Here is a 17,916-nt window from a genome sequence, read left to right on the forward strand (position 1 = left end):
GAGGGCCACGGCCCCGCCCGTGGCGGACGGGCCCGAAGGGAAGCCTCGAACACACATGCCCGATCCCGGATCCCAGTCCCGCCCGGCGCAGAAGCGGTTGACCGTTCTGTCCGGACCCTCGGGTGTGGGCAAGAGCACGGTGGTGGCCCACCTGCGCCGTGAGAACCCCGACGTGTGGCTCTCGGTCTCGGTCACCACGCGCAGGCCCCGCCCTGGCGAACAGGACGGAGTCCAGTACCACTTCGTCACCGACGAGGAGTTCGACCGCCTCGTCGCCGAGGACCAGCTCCTGGAGTGGGCCCAGTTCGCGGGCAACCGCTACGGCACCCCGCGCCGACCCGTCGAGGAGCGCCTGCGCGCCGGAGTGCCCGTCCTGCTGGAGATCGAACTCCAGGGCGCCCGCCAGGTGCGCGCTTCCATGCCCGACGCCCTGCACGTCTTCCTCGCTCCGCCCTCCTGGGAGGAGCTGGTGCGCCGTCTCACCGGACGCGGCACCGAGTCCGACGAGGTCATCCAGCGCCGCCTGGACGTGGCCAGGGTCGAGCTGGCCGCCGAGAAGGAGTTCGACACCACCCTCGTCAACACGTCCGTGCAGGAAGTGGGCGACGAGCTGCTAGCGTTGATCACCGCGCCCAAGGTGTGATAGCGGCCGGGCCCGAGGCCCGCGCCACCCGCGCCGCGCCGGGAACCGTCCCGACGGCGCCCCAACGTCCGTCCACCGCGGCTCCGCGACGAGCCGCGGACCATTCCTGGGGGTAATGAAGTGGCTGGTACCGAGCCCGTCGCCGAAGGCATCACCAACCCGCCGATCGACGATCTGCTGGAGCTGGTGGACAGCAAGTACAGCCTGGTCACCATGGCCTCCAAGCGGGCCCGCCAGATCAACGCCTACTACGCCCAGCTGGGCGAGGGCCTGCTGGAGTACGTCGGCCCGCTGGTGGAGACCCAGGTCCAGGAGAAGTCCCTGTCCATCGCCCTGCGCGAGGTCAGGTCGGGCCTGCTCACCGCTGAGCCCTACGAAGGTTCCTGACCGGCGTTCTCCGCGCGCTCGCGGGCGCGCACGGGGCGCGGAGGACCGGGTCTCGCGTCCGGAGGGGCACGGTGTCCTCGCCGCGCCTGGCCCGTCCCCCGTCGGCGGCCCGGCTCGTCTCGCGGGCCCCGGGTGTGCCCCTCGCGCTCCACGTGCTCGCGGGTCCGCCCGCGGCGCCCCTGGCGCGCGCGGGGCGGCCGGGGGCTGGTAGAACTCCTTTCTGTGAGTGACACAAACGTTCCCCGCGTGGTCCTCGGCGTCGGCGGAGGCATCGCCGCCTACAAGGCCTGCGAACTGCTGCGCCGCCTGACCGAGTCCGGCCACCGGGTCCGGGTCGTGCCCACCGCCGAGGCCCTGCGCTTCGTCGGTGAGCCCACCTGGGCCGCCCTGTCCGGCCAGCCCGTCGCCACCGGAGTGTGGGACGGGGTCCACGAGGTCCCGCACGTGCGCATCGGCCAGGAGGCCGACCTGGTGTTCGTCGCCCCGGCCACCGCCAACATCCTGGCCAGGGCCGCCGCGGGCCTGGCCGACGATCTGCTCACCAACACCCTGCTCACCGCGCGCTGTCCGGTGGTGTTCGCGCCCGCGATGCACACCGAGATGTGGGAGCACCCCGCCACGCAGGCCAACGTGGCCACCCTGCGCTCGCGCGGCGCCGTCGTCCTCGACCCGGCCGTGGGCCGCCTGACCGGCGCCGACACCGGACGGGGGCGCCTGCCCGAGCCCTCCGAGCTGTTCGAGGCCGCCCGCCTCGTGCTGCGCCGCGGCGCGGCCGCCCCCGACCTCGCCGGACGGCGCGTGGTGGTCTCCGCGGGCGGCACCCGCGAGGCCGTCGACCCGGTCCGCTTCCTGGGCAACCACTCCTCGGGCAAGCAGGGGTACGCCCTGGCGCGGACCGCCGCCGCCCGCGGCGCCGACGTGACCCTGGTCGCCGCCAACGTCTCCCTGCCCGACCCGGCCGGGGTGCGCGTGGTACGCGCGGGCTCGGCCGTGGAACTGGCCGAGGCCATGGAGGCCGAACGCGTCGGCGCGGACGCGGTCGTGATGAGCGCCGCGGTGGCCGACTTCCGTCCGGTCGCCAGCGCCGCCTCCAAGATCAAGAAGAGGCCCGGCGCGGCGCCCGCGCCCATCGAACTGGCCGAGAACCCCGACATCCTCGCCGGCCTGGTCGCCTCCCGCGACGCCGAGGGACTGGCGCAGACCGTCGTGGGCTTCGCCGCCGAGACCGACGACGTGATCGCCAACGGCCGAGCCAAACTGGCCCGCAAGGGCTGCGACCTGCTCGTGGTCAACCAGGTCGGCGGCGGGCGCGCGTTCGGCACCGAGGACAACCAGGCCGTCATCCTGGGCTCGGACGGCACCGCGGTGGACGTGCCCACCGGCCCCAAGGAGGACCTCGCCGACCGGATCTGGGACCTGGTCCTGCCGCGTCTGGGGTGAGAGGCCCGCGCGTTTCCGGCGCCCCGGCGCGGACGGCGGCCGCCGGGGCCCGGCCCGGTCGAACCACGCGTGCCCAGGACTGGATTCCCACCGCCGAGTACGTCAGACTTCGACGTGCACCCGTGACGACCGGGGAGGTCGGCCGCGGGGTGCCCGCCCCCAGCAGTCCCGTTACAGTGGACCAATAACCAACCCCGTCGGTCGGTATTGGCCGCCCCGGCAGGCAGCCGGGGGCGCCCGTGCCGCACCGGCTACATGTCAGCCAGCAGCCGCTGCAAGGAGTCACGCAACGTGTCCCGCCGCCTTTTCACCTCCGAGTCGGTCACCGAAGGCCATCCCGACAAGATGGCCGACCAGATCAGTGACGCGATCCTCGACGCGATGCTCACCCATGACCCGCGCAGCCGGGTCGCGGTCGAGACGCTGATCACCACCGGTCAGGTCCACATCGCGGGAGAGGTCACCACCCAGACCTACGTCGACATCCCCGCCATCGTGCGCGGAAAGATCCTTGAGATCGGCTACGACTCCTCCGCCAAGGGGTTCGACGGTGACTCCTGCGGGGTCAACGTCTCCATCGACGCGCAGTCCCCCGACATCGCCCAGGGCGTCGACACCGCCTACGAGGCGCGCGTCGGCAACGAGGACGACGACCTCAACCGGCAGGGCGCGGGCGACCAGGGCCTGATGTTCGGCTACGCCAACCGCGAGACCCCCGAGCTCATGCCGCTGCCGATCAAGCTGGCGCACTCCCTCTCCGAGCGCCTGGCCGGGGTCCGCCGCAACGGCACGGTGCCCTACCTGCGCCCGGACGGCAAGACCCAGGTCACGGTCGAGTACGACGGCCAGACCCCGGTCCGCCTGGACACCGTCGTGGTCTCCAGCCAGCACTCGGCCGACATCAACCTCGACGAGATGCTCGCCCCCGACATCCGCGAGCACGTCATCGAGCCGGTCGTGGCCGCCTACGGCCTGGAGTCCGACGACTACCGGCTCCTGGTCAACCCGACCGGCCGGTTCGAGATCGGCGGCCCCATGGGCGACGCCGGGCTCACGGGCCGCAAGATCATCGTGGACACCTACGGCGGATACGCCCGCCACGGCGGCGGCGCCTTCTCCGGCAAGGACCCGTCGAAGGTGGACCGTTCGGCCGCCTACGCCACCCGCTGGGTCGCCAAGAACATCGTCGCGGCCGAGCTCGCCGAGCGCGCCGAGGTCCAGGTCGCCTACGCCATCGGCAAGGCGCACCCGGTCGGCGTGTTCATCGAGACCTTCGGCACCGAGAAGGTCGCCCCGGAACTGATCGAGAAGGCCGTCAAGGAGGTCTTCGACCTGCGTCCGGCCGCCATCGTGCGCGACCTGGACCTGCTGCGCCCGATCTACTCCCGGACCGCCGCCTACGGGCACTTCGGGCGTGAACTGCCCGAGTTCACGTGGGAGAGCACCGAGCGCGCCGCCGCGCTGCGCTCCTTCGTGGGCGCCTGACCCGCACCAGCGGCGCCGGTCCCCCCCGGTGGGGACCTCCAGGGCGCGTACGGCCGTCACCGGCCGTGCGCGCCCTCGCGCGTGTTCCGGGTTCCTCCGCATGGCGCACGATCGAAGTGACTACTCCGTGTTATTCCATATAGACGTAATGTCATTTCTGTGCTCGTACGCGGAGGAGACCATGGCCGTAGCAACGGCGGTGTCTGCGGTGGGGCTGGTGGCCCTGCTCGCCCTGCCCGGCGCCCACCACGCACCCGGCGAGCCGGGCGGCGGCGGAGGGGAGGTCGTGCCCGGCGCGGACAGCCTGCACGTGGCCCTGGAGTCCCGCGCCGACGCGCAGCGGCCGGGCCCGGGCGACCGGATCCACTACACGGTCGACGTGCGCAACGCCGGAGGGAAGGCGGTGTCCGACGCGGAGATCGTGCAGTTCCTCCCTCCGACGGTGCGCTACGTCTCGGGGACGCCCGGGGCCGAGACGGGGGAGGGACGGGTGACCTGGTCGCGGTCACTGGAACCCGGCGACCGCGCGACCATGCGGTTCACCGGCGAGATCACCGCGGTCCGCGGCGGGGGGCTGCACCCGGTCGCCACGGTCTGCGCGCGTCCGGAGCCGGGAGCGGTGCTGGTCTCCTGTGACGCCGCCGTGCACCGGGTCCACGGTGTGGTGCCGCCGGTGTGGGTGGTCACGGCACTGGCCTTCGCGGCCTCCGTGGCGCTGTGCGTCGGCGGCCTGGTGCGCCACCGCGACACCCGGGCGCGGCGGGAGCGGGAGCACGGACCGGAGGCGGCGCTCGTCTCCGCGGGCGCTGACGGAGCGCGGGGGAGCGCGGCGGACGCGCCCCGGGAGCCCGCCGGGGCCGGGTCCCTCCCGGAGGCGGAGAGGGCCGCTGACCGGCCGCGGCCCGTGCTCGAATCGCTGGTCGTCCACAGGGCGGCGCCCGATCACGTCACGGGGGAGCCCGTCGGAGCGCGGGCCCAGGGGGTCCTCGCGGCCGGGGAGGAGCCCGAACCGCGAGAGGCGCCCGAGACCGTCCGCGTGCCCGACCCCGCGACGGAGCCGGAGCCCGAGGCCGGTCCCCGGGCCGAGCGGGAGCGCGTACCCGCCGAGTCCGCACCCGAGTCCGCGGAGGAACCCGAACCGGTCGCCGGACCGCGCGCCTGACACGCGGACGGGCCGCGCCCCCTAGAGTTCGCCGGGGGAGCGCGGCCCGTCCGGGGCTCAGCTCAGCTCGTCGAGGGCCTTCTCAGCCTCGGCCAGCCACGAGCGGCGGGCCTCCAGCGCGTCCTCGTACTCCCTGACCCGGCGCTCGTCACCCTTCTCCCTGGCCTTGTCCAGCTTGGCCTCCAGGTCGGCGATCGCCGACGCCAGCTGGGCGGCCGTGTCCCTGGCACGGGCCCGCGCCTCGGGGTTGCTGCGCTCCCACTCGGCGTCCTCGGCCCGGCGCACGCCGTCCTCGATCTGGCGGAAGGCGCCCTCCAGCTGGTCGCGCACGTCGCGCGGCAGCTCACCGGCCTCCTCCCAGGCGTCCTGGAAGTCACGCAGCCGCGCACGCGCCCGGCGCGGGTCGGAGATCCCCGGGATCTCCGCCTTGGCCTCGGCCAGGATCCGCTCCTTGGCCTCGGCGTTGACCCGCAGTTCGGCGTCGCGCTCGGCGAAGGTCGCGTTGCGCGCGTCGAAGAAGGTGTCCTGCGCGGCCTTGAAGCGCGCCCACAGCTTGTCCTCGCTCGCCCGGTCCGCGCGGCCGCTGCGCTTCCACCGCTGCATCAGGTCGCGGTAGGCACGGGCCGTGGCCCCCCAGTCGGTGGAGCCCGACAGGGCCTCGGCCTCCACCACGATGCGCTCCTTCTCCACGCGCACCGACTCGCGCTCCTGGTCCAGGCTGGCGAAGTAGGCCTTGCGCCGCTTGGAGAAGGAGTTGCGCGCCGCCGACATGCGCTTCCACAGCGCCTGCTCGGTGGGCCGGTCGGCCCGCGGGGCCTTCTTCCACTCCTCGATGAGCTGGAGCATCCGCTCGCCGCCGGACTTCCAGTGCGTCGTCTCCACCGCGACCCGCTCGGCCTCGGCGACGATGCGCTCCTTGACCTCACGGGCCTGGCCGCGCGCCTGCTCCTGCGCCTGCTTCTGCTCGACCTTGCGCTCCTCGGCGCGGCCCGCCAGCGCGTCCAGGCGCCCCATCAGAGACTCCAGGTCGCCGACCGCGTTCGCCTCCCGGACCGAGTCGCGCAGCTTGTCGATGTTCGACATCGCGGCGGAGGCGGACAGGTCGGTGTTGCGGAGCCGGTTCTCCAGCAGCTCCACCTCGGTGACCAGGGAGTCGTACTTGCGCCGGAAGAAGGTCAGCGCCTCCTCAGGCGCCCCCGCCTGCCACGATCCGACGACCCGCTCGCCTTCGCTCGTGCGCACGTAGACCGTGCCTTCGTCGTCTACGCGGCCCCAAGGGTCCGTGGTCACCGTGTCCTCCTGCTGTCATGAACCCGGCCGTGGGGCGGGTTCGGGTCGTCGCGTCGCACTCCTCGCCGGTCCACGATGGGAACCACCGTGCTGAGCACGATATCCCCGTGATCCGGTGAGGGGCGCCGCGCCGTGAATTCACGTCTGCGCGGATCACACTGGTCCGCGCGCCCTCGGGTATCGGGCCGGGCCGCCCGCCCGCCCAGCGCAGGCGCAGGTCGGGGCCCCGGTGTGCACCAAGGACGGTGACCAATATGGCATTACCACGCGGTTTGGCAAAGAGGCCAGCCGCGGGCGGTGATCGAATGGTGATCAAACGCGTACCGGGGCAAGACAACCGGGTCGCCGACCCTCCCGTGCCTCGGTAGGCTGCACCCGGGGGGCGCTGCGTCCGGACCGTGGACCCGCCGCCCCGCGACCGCGCACCCGACCGAGGACAGGACGACATCCGCCGTGCTCATCGCCGCACTTCCCACCGGGCCCCTCGCCGCGAACTGCTACGTGCTCGCACCGGCCCCGGGCGGCGACTGCGTCATCGTCGACCCCGGCCAGGAGGCCACCGAGCAGGTCGACAAGGTCCTGGCCGAGCACGGGCTGACCCCCGTCGCGGTGCTGCTCACCCACGGCCACTTCGACCACGTGTGGTCGGCCGCCGACCTGTGCGCGCGCCACGGTGTCCCCGTCCACCTGCACGCCGAGGACCGAGGGCTGCTCACCGAGCCCGCCGCGGGGGTGGACCCCGGTTTCGCCGCGCAGCTGTCCGCCCTGCTGGGCCCGGGCCCGCACGCCGAGCCCGACGACCTGGTCGAGGTCTCGGACGGCGAGACCCTCACGCTGGCCGGACTGGACTTCGGGGTCGAGCACACCCCCGGCCACACCCCCGGATCGGTCGTGTACACGGTGACCACCGAGGACGGCGTCCCCGTGATGTTCGCCGGGGACCTGGTCTTCGCCGGTTCCATCGGCCGCACCGACTTCCCCGGCGGCGACCACGCCGCCATGCTGCGCAGCCTCGCCAGCGCGGTGCTGGGCCGCCCCGACACCACCCAGGTCCTGCCCGGCCACGGCCCGGCCACCACCGTCGAGCGCGAGCGCGCCACCAACCCCTACCTGCGCGATATCACCGGCTGACCCCGCGTCCCGGCCGCCCTCCCGTCCCGCAGGAACGACGTATGACCACCCCACGCCACCGAGGCGCCCACCGCCCGAGCGCGCCCGCGCGGCCGCACGGCGGACGAGATACCCGCACCGGCCCCGCCTGAGGGCGGGCCGCCGGTGGCTCCGCACGCCCTTCCCGGGCTCCCCCCACCGGGGTGCCCGAAGGCCGTGTGCGCAGGATCTGGCCCGCACCCGAGCGCAGGTCGGGCACACTTGACACGAACTGAAGACGCTGAAGGAGTAGTCCGTTGATACGCACGCATGAGGCAGGTGCGTTGCGCGCCGAGCACGCAGGCGCGACCGTCGTCCTCGCCGGGTGGGTGGCACGCCGCCGCGACCACGGCGGGGTGGTCTTCCTCGACCTGCGCGAGGCCTCCGGGGTGGTCCAGGTCGTCGTCCGCGAGGACGACCTCGCCCACGACCTCCGCGCCGAGTACTGCATCAAGGTCACCGGCTCGGTCCGGGTCCGCCCCGAGGGCAACGAGAACCCCGAGATCCCCACCGGCGCCGTCGAGGTCGTCGCGGACGAGATCGAGGTGCTCAGCGAGGCCGCGCCGCTGCCCTTCCAGCTGGACAGCGCCGCGGACGTGGCCGAGGAGACCCGGCTGCGCTACCGCTACCTGGACATCCGCCGTCAGGAGATGGCCGACAACCTGCGCCTGCGCTCCAAGGCGACCTACGTCGCCCACGAGGTCATGCGCGACCTGGGGTTCACCTACGTCGAGACCCCCTACATGACCCGTTCCACGCCCGAGGGCGCCCGCGACTTCCTCGTCCCGGTCCGCCTCCAGCCGGGCCACTGGTACGCGCTGCCGCAGTCCCCGCAGCTGTTCAAGCAGCTGCTCATGGTCGGCGGCATGGAGCGCTACTACCAGCTCACCCGCTGCTTCCGCGACGAGGACCTGCGCGCGGACCGCCAGCCGGAGTTCACCCAGATCGACCTGGAGATGAGCTTCGTCGACGAGGAGGACCTCTTCGCCGTCGGCGAGAAGCTGTTCACCCGCCTGCTGCGCGAGGTGCGCGGCGTCGAGCTGCCCGAGCGCTTCCCGCGGATGCGCTACGCCGAGGCCATGGACCGCTTCGGCTCCGACAAGCCGGACCTGCGCTTCGGCCAGGAGCTGGTCGAGGTCACCGCCTACTTCGCCGACACCCCCTTCCGGGTCTTCAAGGCCCCCTACGTGGGTGCCGTGGTCATGCCGGGGGGCGCCTCCCAGACCCGCAAGGAGCTGGACGCCTGGCAGGAGTGGGCGCGCTCGCGCGGCGCGAAGGGCCTGGCCTACGTGCTCGTCCAGGAGGACGGCTCCCTGGGCGGCCCGGTGGCCAAGAACCTCTCCGAGGCCGAGCGCGAGGGCCTGGCGGCCCAGGTCGGCGCCGCGCCGGGCGACGCGGTGTTCTTCGCCGCGGGCCCCCGGACCGGGAGCCAGGAGCTGCTGGGCGCAGCCCGCCTGGAGATCGGCAGGCGCTGCGGCCTGGTCGACACCTCCCGGTGGGAGATCCTGTGGATCACCGACATGCCCCTGTTCGAGGAGGCCGACGAGGAGGGCTCCTGGAAGCCGGTGCACCACCCCTTCACCGCCCCGGCGGTGGAGGCCGAGGCCGACTTCCAGGACCACCCGGGCACCACCGACTCCCGGGCCTTCGACCTGGTGCTCAACGGCTACGAGCTGGTGTCGGGCTCCATCCGTATCCACCGGGCCGAGATGCAGCAGCGGATCTTCGACGTCATCGGACTGAGCAAGGCCGAGGCCGAGTCGAAGTTCGGGTTCCTGCTGGAGGCGTTCAAGTTCGGCCCGCCGCCGCACGGCGGCCTGGCCGTGGGCTGGGACCGCATCGTCATGCTGCTGGCCGGTCAGCCGACCATCCGCGAGGTCATCGCCTTCCCCAAGACCGCCTCGGGCGGTGACCCGCTGACGGGCGCCCCCACGCCGATCACCGCTGACCAGCGGGCCGAGGCCGGGGTGGACGCCGACCCCGAGGCCGAGGAGCGGGAGAAGCAGAAGTAGGGGTCCGCGGACCCCGTCGGGGACGGCGCGCGCACGGCGCGCGCCGTCCCCGACGCGTGTTCCGGGGAGGGCGCCGAAGGCACCGGATCCGTCCTCCGGGCGCCGAAGAAATTCGCGGTCTCCGTGAGGTGCCCGAATTCATCCTATTTTGAACCTGTCTCATTCGGTCACTCGGCGAAAACAGGTGATTATCGGGCGTCATGAAAGGGTGTGCGCGTGGCCGGACACGGCCTCGGGGCCCCGGTACGGATGCGCGGACAGCCGTCATCCCCTACCGTTGAGGGCGAATCACCCCTTCCGAGCCGCGATGAGAACGTGTTGTGGAGTGGACACGGATCTCACGGGGACGCCCCGCCCGCGGGTGGAAGTGGTGGCGGAGTGCATTCTGCGCTGTTGAGTCACACGGGCGTAACGATTTCCATCCTGCGGTCGGTCGGGTGCGACCGCGGGTGCGGAATCCGGCGCCCTCCCGTCGCGCCGATGGAGCACGCGGGTCCGCGTCCAGCCAGCCCACACGGACGCCGGACGACGCGTGCGTCGGCCCTGCCCCCGTTCCGGCACCGGATCCGGCCCAGCCCCGGACACTAGAATGAGCCGGTCGGAACGTTTCAAGGGTGACCGCGCCTGAGCGCGGGTGTGACGTCCGAGACGACATGAGGATGAGTCATACGTGAACGGAAAACGCGCTTCAGGCGATGGTTCCGAGAGCGCTCTCGCGGAGGCGTTCTCCCACGCCCCCGAGCCCATGGCGCTCGCCCTGGCCGACGGCGCGATCGTGCACGCCAACCTGGCCTTCACCGAACTCTTCGGCCGCGACGCCCCCGAGCTCGCCGGAGGGGCCTGGTTCGACCTCCTCGACGGTGACGACGCCCAGCGCGGCGCACGCGTCCACGACGAGGCCCTCGCCGGGCGCTGGGGGCGCCGGTCCCGCCTGCGCCTGAACGTCGCCGACAAGGCCGCCCACCTGGTGGAGGCCGAGCTGCGTCCCCTGCCGGGGGACGGTGCGGAGGGCGCCCGCGTGGTCGTCCTGCTGCACGTGCTCTCCACCGAGGAGGCCGATCTGCGCGTGATCGGCGAGCTGCGCACCGACAACTCCGACTCCGTCCTGTGGAGCCTGGACCCGGTCAGCGGACGCCTGCGCGAGATGTTCGGCCCCACCCCGCTCGGCGCGCTGCTGGCCGGGAACGACCGCGAGCTCGAACGCATCCTGGAACGCGTCCACCCCGACGACATCGCCCGCGTGCGCGACGCCATCTCCGCCTCCTTCGCCGGACGCGACTACGAGCAGCGCTTCCGCGTCTTCGACCGCCTCGGCGACGAGCGCTCCCTGCACGTGCGCGCCCGCTACGTGCCCGGCGACCCCGACCGCCTCGTGGGCATCGTCGACGACGTCACCGAGCACGTCCAGCTCGTGCGCCGCCTCGCCGACCGCCGACGCACCGAGGCCGAGCACGGCCGCCTGGTCACCGAGCTGTCCTCCAAACTCGTCTCGGCCACCACCGTCGACAAGGTCATGGACCTGCTCAGCGAGGAGTTCCTGCCCATCTTCGGCGGAGTCCACGCCGTCGCCCTCTACGTCGAGAACGGGCTCCTGCGCAGCTCGCCCAGCGCCCACACCAAGGGCGGCGACAGCAACATCGACCGCATCGACGGCCGCCGCGCCGACGACACCGACTTCCCCATGGGCGCGGTCATCCAGGACCGCCAGCCCCGCTTCTTCGAGAGCCGCGCCGAGATCATCAGCCGTTTCCCCGCCGCCGTCGAGCTCATGCGCCAGGTGCGCGGCCAGGCCTGGGCCACCGTGCCCATCTTCGGCGACGGCAAGGTCGCCCTGGGCGTGTGGCAGATGGTCTGGGACCGCCCCCACCACGCCAGCCGCGACGAGCGCGCCCTCATGCTCACCTTCGCCGGGCTCGCCGGGCAGGCCCTCCAGCGCATCAAGGCGCAGCAGGCCGAGCTGGAACTGGCCGACGCGGTCCAGCGCCGGATGCTGCCCCGCCAGGTGGCCAGCTTCCCGGACATGGACATCGCCACCAAGTACCTGCCCTCCCGAGCGGACTGGCGCATCTGCGGCGACTTCTACGACGTCATCGAACTCCCCGAGAACAAGGTCGGCCTCCTGGTCGGCGACGTCCAGGGGCACGGCGTCGAGGCGGCGGCCGCCATGGGCCAGATCCGCGTGGCCTTCCGCGCCTACGCCACCAACCAGTCCGACCCCGGCGTCGTCCTGGGCGAGACCAACCGCCTGCTCACCGAGACCGGCGAGATCGTCTTCGCCACCTGCGGCTACCTCGTCGTGGACCGCGAGAGCGGCGTCATGCAGGCGGCCTGGGCAGGACAGCCGCCCGCCGTCCTGGCCACCCGGAGCGGCTACGAGCTCTGGGAACCCGAGACCGGTCCTCCGCTGGGCGTGCTCTCCGACCCCGAGTACACGGTCACCACCCGCATGCTCACGCCCGGCACCGCCCTGCTGCTGTGCTCCGACGGGCTCGTGGAGAGCTCCGAGGTGCCCATGGGGGACGGGCTGGCCCGGGTCGGCGCGGCGCTCGCCGAGCACCACGAGAGCCCCGAGGCCGCAGCGCACGTCATCGCCGAGATGGCCCCGGCCGGACGCGGCGACGACATCGCCCTGCTCATCACCCGCATGATCCCCTCGGCCGAGCCCGCGAGGGACCGCGCCGCCGTGGTGTCCACGACCTGACCGGTGCCCTTGGCCGCCTACTCTGGACAGGTGTCCGAAACGCTCTTCGACGACGCCGGCGCGGAGGCCGCCAGGGGCCAGGAACCGCTCGCCGTGCGCATGCGCCCCCGCACCCTCGACGAGGTCGTGGGCCAGCGCCACCTGCTCGGCGGGGGCAGCCCGCTGCGCCGCCTGGTCGAGGACGACGCGCCCATGTCCGTGTTCCTGTGGGGACCGCCCGGCACAGGCAAGACCACCCTGGCCACCGTGGTCAGCCGCGTCACCAAGCGCCGTTTCGTGGAGCTGTCCGCCGTCAACGCCGGGGTCAAGGACGTGCGCGCCGTCGTCGACGACGCCCGGCGCCGCATGGGCATGCACGGCACCCGCACCCTGCTCTTCGTGGACGAGGTCCACCGCTTCAACAAGACCCAGCAGGACGCGCTGCTGCCCGCCGTGGAGAACCGCTGGGTCAGCTTCATCGGCGCCACCACCGAGAACCCCTTCTTCTCCGTGGTCAGCCCCCTGCTGTCGCGTTCCCTGCTGCTGTCCCTGGAGTCGCTGGAGGACGCCGACATCCGCGCCCTGGTGGACCGGGCCGTCGCCGACGAGCGCGGACTGGACGGCCGCTACACGCTCTCCGACGAGGGGGCGGACCACCTCGTGCGCCTCGCGGGCGGCGACGGCCGCCGCTCCCTGACCTACCTGGAGGCCGCCGCGCTCGTCGCCGGCCCGCCCGCGGCCGAGCCGGTCACCATCACCGCCGAACACGTCGAGCGCGCCGTCGACCGGCACGCCGTGCGCTACGACCGCTCCGGTGACCAGCACTACGACGTCGTCAGCGCCTTCATCAAGAGCATGCGCGGTTCCGACCCCGACGCCGCCCTGCACTACCTCGCGCGCATGATCGAGGCGGGGGAGGACCCCCGCTTCATCGCCCGCCGCGTGGTCGTGCACGCCAGTGAGGACGTCGGCATGGCCGACCCCACCGCCCTCCAGACCGCCGTGGCCGCCGCCCAGGCCGTCGAGCTCATCGGTATGCCCGAGGCCCGCATCAACCTCGCCCAGGCCGTCATCCACATCAGCCTGGCCCCCAAGTCCAACGCGGTCATCTCCGCCATCGACGCCGCCGCGGCCGACGTGCGCGCGGGCCTGGCCGGACCCGTCCCCGCCCACCTGCGCGACGGCCACTACCGGGGCGCCGCCGAACTCGGCCACGGCAAGGGCTACCGCTACGCCCACGACTTCCCCGGCGGCGTCGCCCCCCAGCAGCACGCCCCCGACGGGCTCGCCGACCGCGAGTACTACCGGCCCACCCAGCACGGCGCCGAACGGCGCTTCAGCGAGGTCCTCCAACGCATCAAGGAGGTCCTGCGGGGCGGCGGCCAACGCGGCTGAGCGCGGGGGAGCGGGTCCGCGATGCCGCGGTGAGCCGCGCGTGCGGCGGACGGGACCGGACAGCGCACGCCTTCGGGGAGGGCACCCGGGCACGGGTGCCCGTCCACGGCGGTCAGTCGGTGAACAGCTCCGTGACCCGCACGATCTCGCGGGGGCCGTCGTCCCCCTCCTCGGCGGGCTCGGCGAAGGTCACCTCCACGATCACCACCGGGCCCCACGACAGGTAGTCGACGAAGTCGCTCCCGGTCAGCTCCCAGGTGCCCCGGCCCTCGTCGTCGATGAACAGGTGCTCGGGCGCGGCGCAGAACTTCGCGCAGAGCACCGCGGCGTCGGGGGCGATGACGGCCTCCCCGGGCTCCCCGGCCGCGTCCCACTGCTCGGCCCAGGCCGAATGGCTGGGGATGCCCTGGCCGCGGACCGGCTCGTCCTCGCGGTCGACGGGGGTGTACACCCACGGCCCGGACTCGGGGGACTCCTGCTCGGCGGGGTCGAACCGCACCACCAGGGTCAGCGGGTCCTCCTCGGCGACGGGACTCGGCGACGCGGCCTCCTCCCCGGCGGCATCCGAGGCCAGGGCGTCCCCCTGCCCGGGGGCGAGCAGCCGGGAGACGCCCCACACGCCGCCGCCGACCAGCGCGAGCGCGAGCACCGCGCTCCCGGCCAGGAACACCGCCCGGGTGGGGCGCCGGTTGGACATGCGTCCCTCCAGCCGGATGACCTCGGGCACCCGCGCGGGGGGCTCCACGGCGTGCCACTCGCGTTCCAGGATGCGCGCCAGCTCGTCGCGGTCCGGTGCCGCGGTCGCGCCCCCGGCGTGGGAGCCCCCGCCGCCCTCCACGGCGTTCTGGGCCTGCCACACCGCGATGACCGCGCCGATCACCTCGCGCAGGCTGGGGCGGCCGTCCGGGTCGGGGTCCAGCGAGCGCCCGACCACCGGCTGGAGCCCCCTGGCCAGACCGGTCAGGTCGAAGGAGCCCTGCGCGGCGCGCTCGGCGATCTCCTCGGGCTCCCCGGGGCCGAAGGGCAGGCGCCCGGTCCCGGCGAAGGCGACCACGGCGCCCCAGGCGAACACGTCGGCTGCGGGCGTGGCCGCCCCGCCCCGGAAGCGCTCGGGGCTCAGCCAGGTGGCACCCGACCCGCGCATCCGCTCCGGGGAGGCGACGACCGCGCACTCCATGATGTGCGGGCCGTTCGACTCCAGCAGGATCTCGCTGGGGCGCAGCGACCCGTGCGCCACGCCGCGCGCGTGCAGCGCGGACAGCCCCTCGGCCAGGCCGGTGGCCAGCGCGACGAGCTTGCCGGTGCCCAGCCCGCCGCGCTTGGTGACGAAGTGGGACAGCCGCTCGCCCGCCATGTAGGGCATGGACAGCCACGGGGGGTTGGCGTCGCTGTCGAAGACCAGGGGGACGACCACGCGCGCGGGGTCGACGCCGGACAGGGCCCGCAGGCGCCGCTCCAGCGCGGGGTAGGCGTCCGCGGACTCCAGTTCGGGGGATGTGAGGACCTTCACTGCCACCAGGCGGTCGCCCGCGCTGGCGGAGGCGGTGTCCACGGCGGCGTAGACGGTGCCGCTGCCCCCCTGCCCGAGGCGCCCGAGGACGAGGTAGGGGCCGATCCGTGAGGGGTCGTCCGGATAGAGGGGGGCCAGGTCCGGCGGTACCAGTACGGAGATCTCTCGGGGAGAACGAGGGCTCATGAGCGTCCTGTCGATGCTTCTGGGGCCGAGGGGGCGGCTGAGTGTCCGCACATCGTAGTCAGCTTTTCGGAAGGACCGGGCTTGCGGACGATTGTCCCCCGGGGCGGGCGGGCCGTCGATCCCCGTGGCCCGGACCGGCCATCCCGCGGGGGTGCGGACGCGCCGTGGCGTCCTCGCTCACCCGGAGGCGGGACGCGATAGGGTCGGCCGAAACCGGCCCGTCCCGCGCGGACCACAGGGGAGGATCCGCCGAGCCAGGGAACGCCCGTTCGCGGCGCCCGGCCCGGCGCGGTCGCCGGCGTCCCCCGGTCCCCGGTCCCGGCGCGTGCGCGAGGGGCCGCCGCACACCCTCGAAGTCACCCTCTATCTGCCCACGGAGCCCGCATGCTTACCGGAGGAGAGGTCGCCGCGCTCGTCGCCGCGGTGGTCTGGGCGGTGCTGGCCACGTTCCTGTGCGTGGCGCTCGTCAAACTCATCAAGCTCATCGACGAGGCGACCAAGGTCGTGTCGGAACTGGGGGAGCGCACCCCGCCCCTGCTGGACGACGTCGCGTCCACGGTGGAGCGCACCAACACCTCGTTGGAGCGGGTCGAGGAGATCACCGCCAACGTTCAGGCCAGCTCCGAGGACGTCTCCACGATGACCGCGCTGACCCGCTCGGTGCTCACCGGTCCGCTGGTGAAGGTGGCCTCGCTGTCCTACGGCGTACGCCGCGTCCTCGGCCAGCGCAGGGCCCTGGCGGTCGTGCGCACCCGCAGGAGGAAGGCGACCCGGTGATCGGCAGACTGTTCTACCTCGCCGCGGGGGCCGCCATCGGCGGTTACGCGGTCCACCGCGTCCACCGCGCCCGGCGCGCACTCACCCCGGACGGTATCGCCGAGCGCGTGGAGGGCCGGGTCGACGAGTACCGGGGCGCCCTGCGCGAGCTCAACGAGGACCTGGCCGAGGCCGTGCGCGAGCAGGAGGAGGAACTCCTGCGCCGGTACGCCCCCGAGAAGGGGCGCCGCCCCCTGCCGGGGGCCGGCGACCGCGGGCTGCCCGGGGCCGGTTAGCCGTCCCCTAAAGTGGTCCGCGAGACACGCATCCCCCTCACGCTGGAGCCGCCCGTGCACCCGCAGCAGCCTCCGAACGGCCCCTACCGGGGCGGTCATCCGCAGCAGCCGGTGCCCTACGGCGCCCACTTCCCGTCGGGACCGGTCAGGATGCCCGGCGCGGCGGTTGCCGTGCGGGTGCTGATGTTCATCGGCGGCGTCTGCGGCCTGCTGTTCGGCGGGCTGCTGTGGCTGGCCGCCGCGATGGCCTCCGGCGGCGGCCGGTTCAGCGAGGAGTTCATGCAGGGCGTGCGGGAAGGGGCGGGTTTTCCCATCTCCTCCACCGGTGCGGGACTGCTCTTCGCGCTCGTCGGTGCCGTCCCGTTCGTCTACGGAGCCCTGTCCACCCTCCTCGCCGCGCTGATGGGCCGCCGCAGCGCGGTCGTTCTGTGGTCGGTCGTGGTCTTCCAGGCCCTGGCAGCGCTCACCCTGGTGTTCAACGCGGTCACCGGAGCCGTGGGGTCAGTCGTCCCGCTGGCCTTCGCCGTCCTCATGATCGTGCTCATGCTGCTGGGGGGCACGCGCGCCTACTACACCCGCTCCGCTCCCGCCGCCTACTGAGGCGGGCCGGCCGGCGCCGCAGGGGGACCGCGAGGGATCGCGGTCCCCCTCGCCGTGTGCGGTATCGCGTTCCACCTGCGCGTTTCGTGTCCTGTCGGAGGCTCTCTGTACAGTCGTGTCCTGGCGGTCGGTGTTACGGAAAGACCGAAAGGGAAACCCCCGGCTCCGTGCCCGCGACCTCCCGCCGCCTCGGGCCCGCCCCGGCGGGGCGGCCGTCCCCGCCATCCCCGGTCGTCCGCGGCCTCAGACGCTCCCCCCTCGCGATCCGGAAGGGATCACCCGTGCACCCCTCGCCGCAGCCCGACCCCCGCCAGCCCCTCCCCGGGCAGCTCCCGCCCGGCTATCCGGTACCCGGCCAGCCCGCTCCGGGGCGACTTCCGGCAGCTCAGCCGATGCAGGGTCACCCCGTCCCCGGCCATCCTCCGGTCGGCTACGGCTTCCCGGGCCAGGTCCCCCCGCCCCCCGTGTACCCGGCCTTCCAGGGCATGCCGGGACAGGCCGTCGCCGTCCGGGTGCTCATGTTCATCGGCGGGCCCATCGGCATCCTGTTGGGCCTTTTCCTCGGCGCCATCGCCCTCCTGGGCTTCGGCGTGGGAGAGATGGCGGGAGGGGCCGACGAGGGCGCCTTCAGCTTCCTGGCCGCCTTCACCGGGGCCGTCGCCCTCGTCCCCCTGGCCTACGGCGTCGTCTCCACCACCCTTGCCTCCCTGATGGGGCGCCGCCGCGGCGGCCTGCTGTGGGGAGTGGTCGCCTTCCACGGCGTCGCGTCCCTGATCCTGCTCGTCGCCGTCATCGCCGGCGACTACTTCTCCCTCGTCCCGCTCGCCTTCGCCGCGGTGATGATCGGCCTGATGCTCACCCCCCGGGTCCGGGCGTTCTACCTGTCCTAGCACCGACGCGGCCCCGTCCGAACGGGGCCCGGCGG

15 protein-coding genes are annotated in these 17,916 nt (G+C 73.4%); 13 read left to right on the top strand and 2 right to left on the bottom strand.

The features are described 5' to 3' along the window. The first annotated feature begins 55 nt into the window (after positions 1-55). The 5 genes from gmk to HGB44_RS13690 all read left to right on the top strand — a co-directional run bounded on the left by gmk (position 56) and on the right by HGB44_RS13690 (position 5,117). Positions 56-643, top strand: coding sequence for a guanylate kinase (gmk, locus tag HGB44_RS13670; RefSeq protein ID WP_061080909.1), 588 nt, complete (start codon positions 56-58; stop codon positions 641-643). Positions 644-763: 120 nt separating this feature from the next. Next, the gene (gene rpoZ, locus HGB44_RS13675) at positions 764-1,030 is read left to right on the top strand and encodes a DNA-directed RNA polymerase subunit omega (RefSeq protein ID WP_013154112.1); all 267 of its coding nucleotides are present in this window, start codon (positions 764-766) and stop codon (positions 1,028-1,030) included. Between the two features lie 246 nt (positions 1,031-1,276). Further along, on the top strand, positions 1,277-2,470 hold the full coding sequence (gene coaBC / locus HGB44_RS13680) for a bifunctional phosphopantothenoylcysteine decarboxylase/phosphopantothenate--cysteine ligase CoaBC (RefSeq protein ID WP_061080908.1): 1,194 nt from the start codon (positions 1,277-1,279) through the stop codon (positions 2,468-2,470). Positions 2,471-2,761: 291 nt separating this feature from the next. After that, entirely contained in the window at positions 2,762-3,955 is a 1,194-nt protein-coding gene (metK, locus tag HGB44_RS13685; protein WP_061080907.1) for a methionine adenosyltransferase, read from the top strand. A gap of 181 nt (positions 3,956-4,136) precedes the next feature. Continuing rightward, positions 4,137-5,117: a DUF11 domain-containing protein gene (locus HGB44_RS13690; protein WP_061080906.1), complete on the top strand. Its 981-nt coding sequence runs from the start codon at positions 4,137-4,139 to the stop codon at positions 5,115-5,117. Positions 5,118-5,174: 57 nt separating this feature from the next. Here the strand turns inward: HGB44_RS13690 and HGB44_RS13695 are convergent, their stop codons facing one another. Next, positions 5,175-6,407: a DUF349 domain-containing protein gene (locus HGB44_RS13695; RefSeq protein ID WP_061080905.1), complete on the bottom strand. Its 1,233-nt coding sequence runs from the start codon at positions 6,405-6,407 to the stop codon at positions 5,175-5,177. A gap of 453 nt (positions 6,408-6,860) precedes the next feature. Here HGB44_RS13695 and HGB44_RS13700 point away from each other — a divergent pair, with 453 nt between their 5' ends. From HGB44_RS13700 to HGB44_RS13715, 4 genes are all read left to right on the top strand, one after another. Next, entirely contained in the window at positions 6,861-7,538 is a 678-nt protein-coding gene (locus HGB44_RS13700) for an MBL fold metallo-hydrolase (protein WP_061080904.1), read from the top strand. Positions 7,539-7,813: 275 nt separating this feature from the next. Further along, a complete protein-coding gene (aspS, locus tag HGB44_RS13705; protein WP_061080903.1) occupies positions 7,814-9,568 on the top strand; it encodes an aspartate--tRNA ligase in 1,755 nt (584 codons plus the stop codon). A 670-nt stretch (positions 9,569-10,238) separates the two neighbouring features. Next, on the top strand, positions 10,239-12,269 hold the full coding sequence (locus tag HGB44_RS13710; protein ID WP_061083579.1) for a SpoIIE family protein phosphatase: 2,031 nt from the start codon (positions 10,239-10,241) through the stop codon (positions 12,267-12,269). 30 nt (positions 12,270-12,299) lie between these two features. Beyond that, positions 12,300-13,643: a replication-associated recombination protein A gene (locus HGB44_RS13715; protein ID WP_061083578.1), complete on the top strand. Its 1,344-nt coding sequence runs from the start codon at positions 12,300-12,302 to the stop codon at positions 13,641-13,643. Positions 13,644-13,755: 112 nt separating this feature from the next. On the opposite strand, the gene HGB44_RS13720 is transcribed toward HGB44_RS13715, so the two are convergent. Continuing rightward, a complete protein-coding gene (locus HGB44_RS13720; protein WP_061083577.1) occupies positions 13,756-15,339 on the bottom strand; it encodes a serine/threonine protein kinase in 1,584 nt (527 codons plus the stop codon). 384 nt (positions 15,340-15,723) lie between these two features. Here HGB44_RS13720 and HGB44_RS13725 point away from each other — a divergent pair, with 384 nt between their 5' ends. From HGB44_RS13725 to HGB44_RS13740, 4 genes are all read left to right on the top strand, one after another. Continuing rightward, entirely contained in the window at positions 15,724-16,116 is a 393-nt protein-coding gene (locus HGB44_RS13725) for a DUF948 domain-containing protein (RefSeq protein WP_061083576.1), read from the top strand. Further along, complete coding sequence (locus HGB44_RS13730) at positions 16,113-16,391, top strand: hypothetical protein (RefSeq protein WP_061083575.1); 279 nt, start codon at positions 16,113-16,115, stop codon at positions 16,389-16,391. The genes HGB44_RS13725 and HGB44_RS13730 overlap by 4 nt, the downstream gene beginning before the upstream one ends. Before the next feature lie 54 nt (positions 16,392-16,445). Beyond that, positions 16,446-16,991 (top strand): hypothetical protein, encoded by a 546-nt coding sequence (locus HGB44_RS13735; protein WP_061083581.1) that lies wholly within the window; start codon positions 16,446-16,448, stop codon positions 16,989-16,991. A gap of 392 nt (positions 16,992-17,383) precedes the next feature. After that, on the top strand, positions 17,384-17,881 hold the full coding sequence (locus HGB44_RS13740; protein WP_231972669.1) for a hypothetical protein: 498 nt from the start codon (positions 17,384-17,386) through the stop codon (positions 17,879-17,881). Positions 17,882-17,916: the final 35 nt, after the last annotated feature.

The sequence above is a fragment of the Nocardiopsis alborubida genome (assembly GCF_012396365.1).
Taxonomy (GTDB): Bacteria; Actinomycetota; Actinomycetes; order Streptosporangiales; family Streptosporangiaceae; genus Nocardiopsis; species Nocardiopsis alborubida.

Bases quoted from the DNA above. Each gene is read 5' to 3' on its own strand.
- HGB44_RS13725 (WP_061083576.1), top strand. From the start codon at position 15,724: ATGCTTACCGGAGGAGAGGTCGCCGCGCTCGTCGCCGCGGTGGTCTGG.
- HGB44_RS13720 (WP_061083577.1), bottom strand. From the start codon at position 15,339: ATGAGCCCTCGTTCTCCCCGAGAGATCTCCGTACTGGTACCGCCGGAC.
- HGB44_RS13740 (WP_231972669.1), top strand. From the start codon at position 17,384: ATGCAGGGTCACCCCGTCCCCGGCCATCCTCCGGTCGGCTACGGCTTC.
- HGB44_RS13690 (WP_061080906.1), top strand. From the start codon at position 4,137: ATGGCCGTAGCAACGGCGGTGTCTGCGGTGGGGCTGGTGGCCCTGCTC.
- gmk (WP_061080909.1), top strand. From the start codon at position 56: ATGCCCGATCCCGGATCCCAGTCCCGCCCGGCGCAGAAGCGGTTGACC.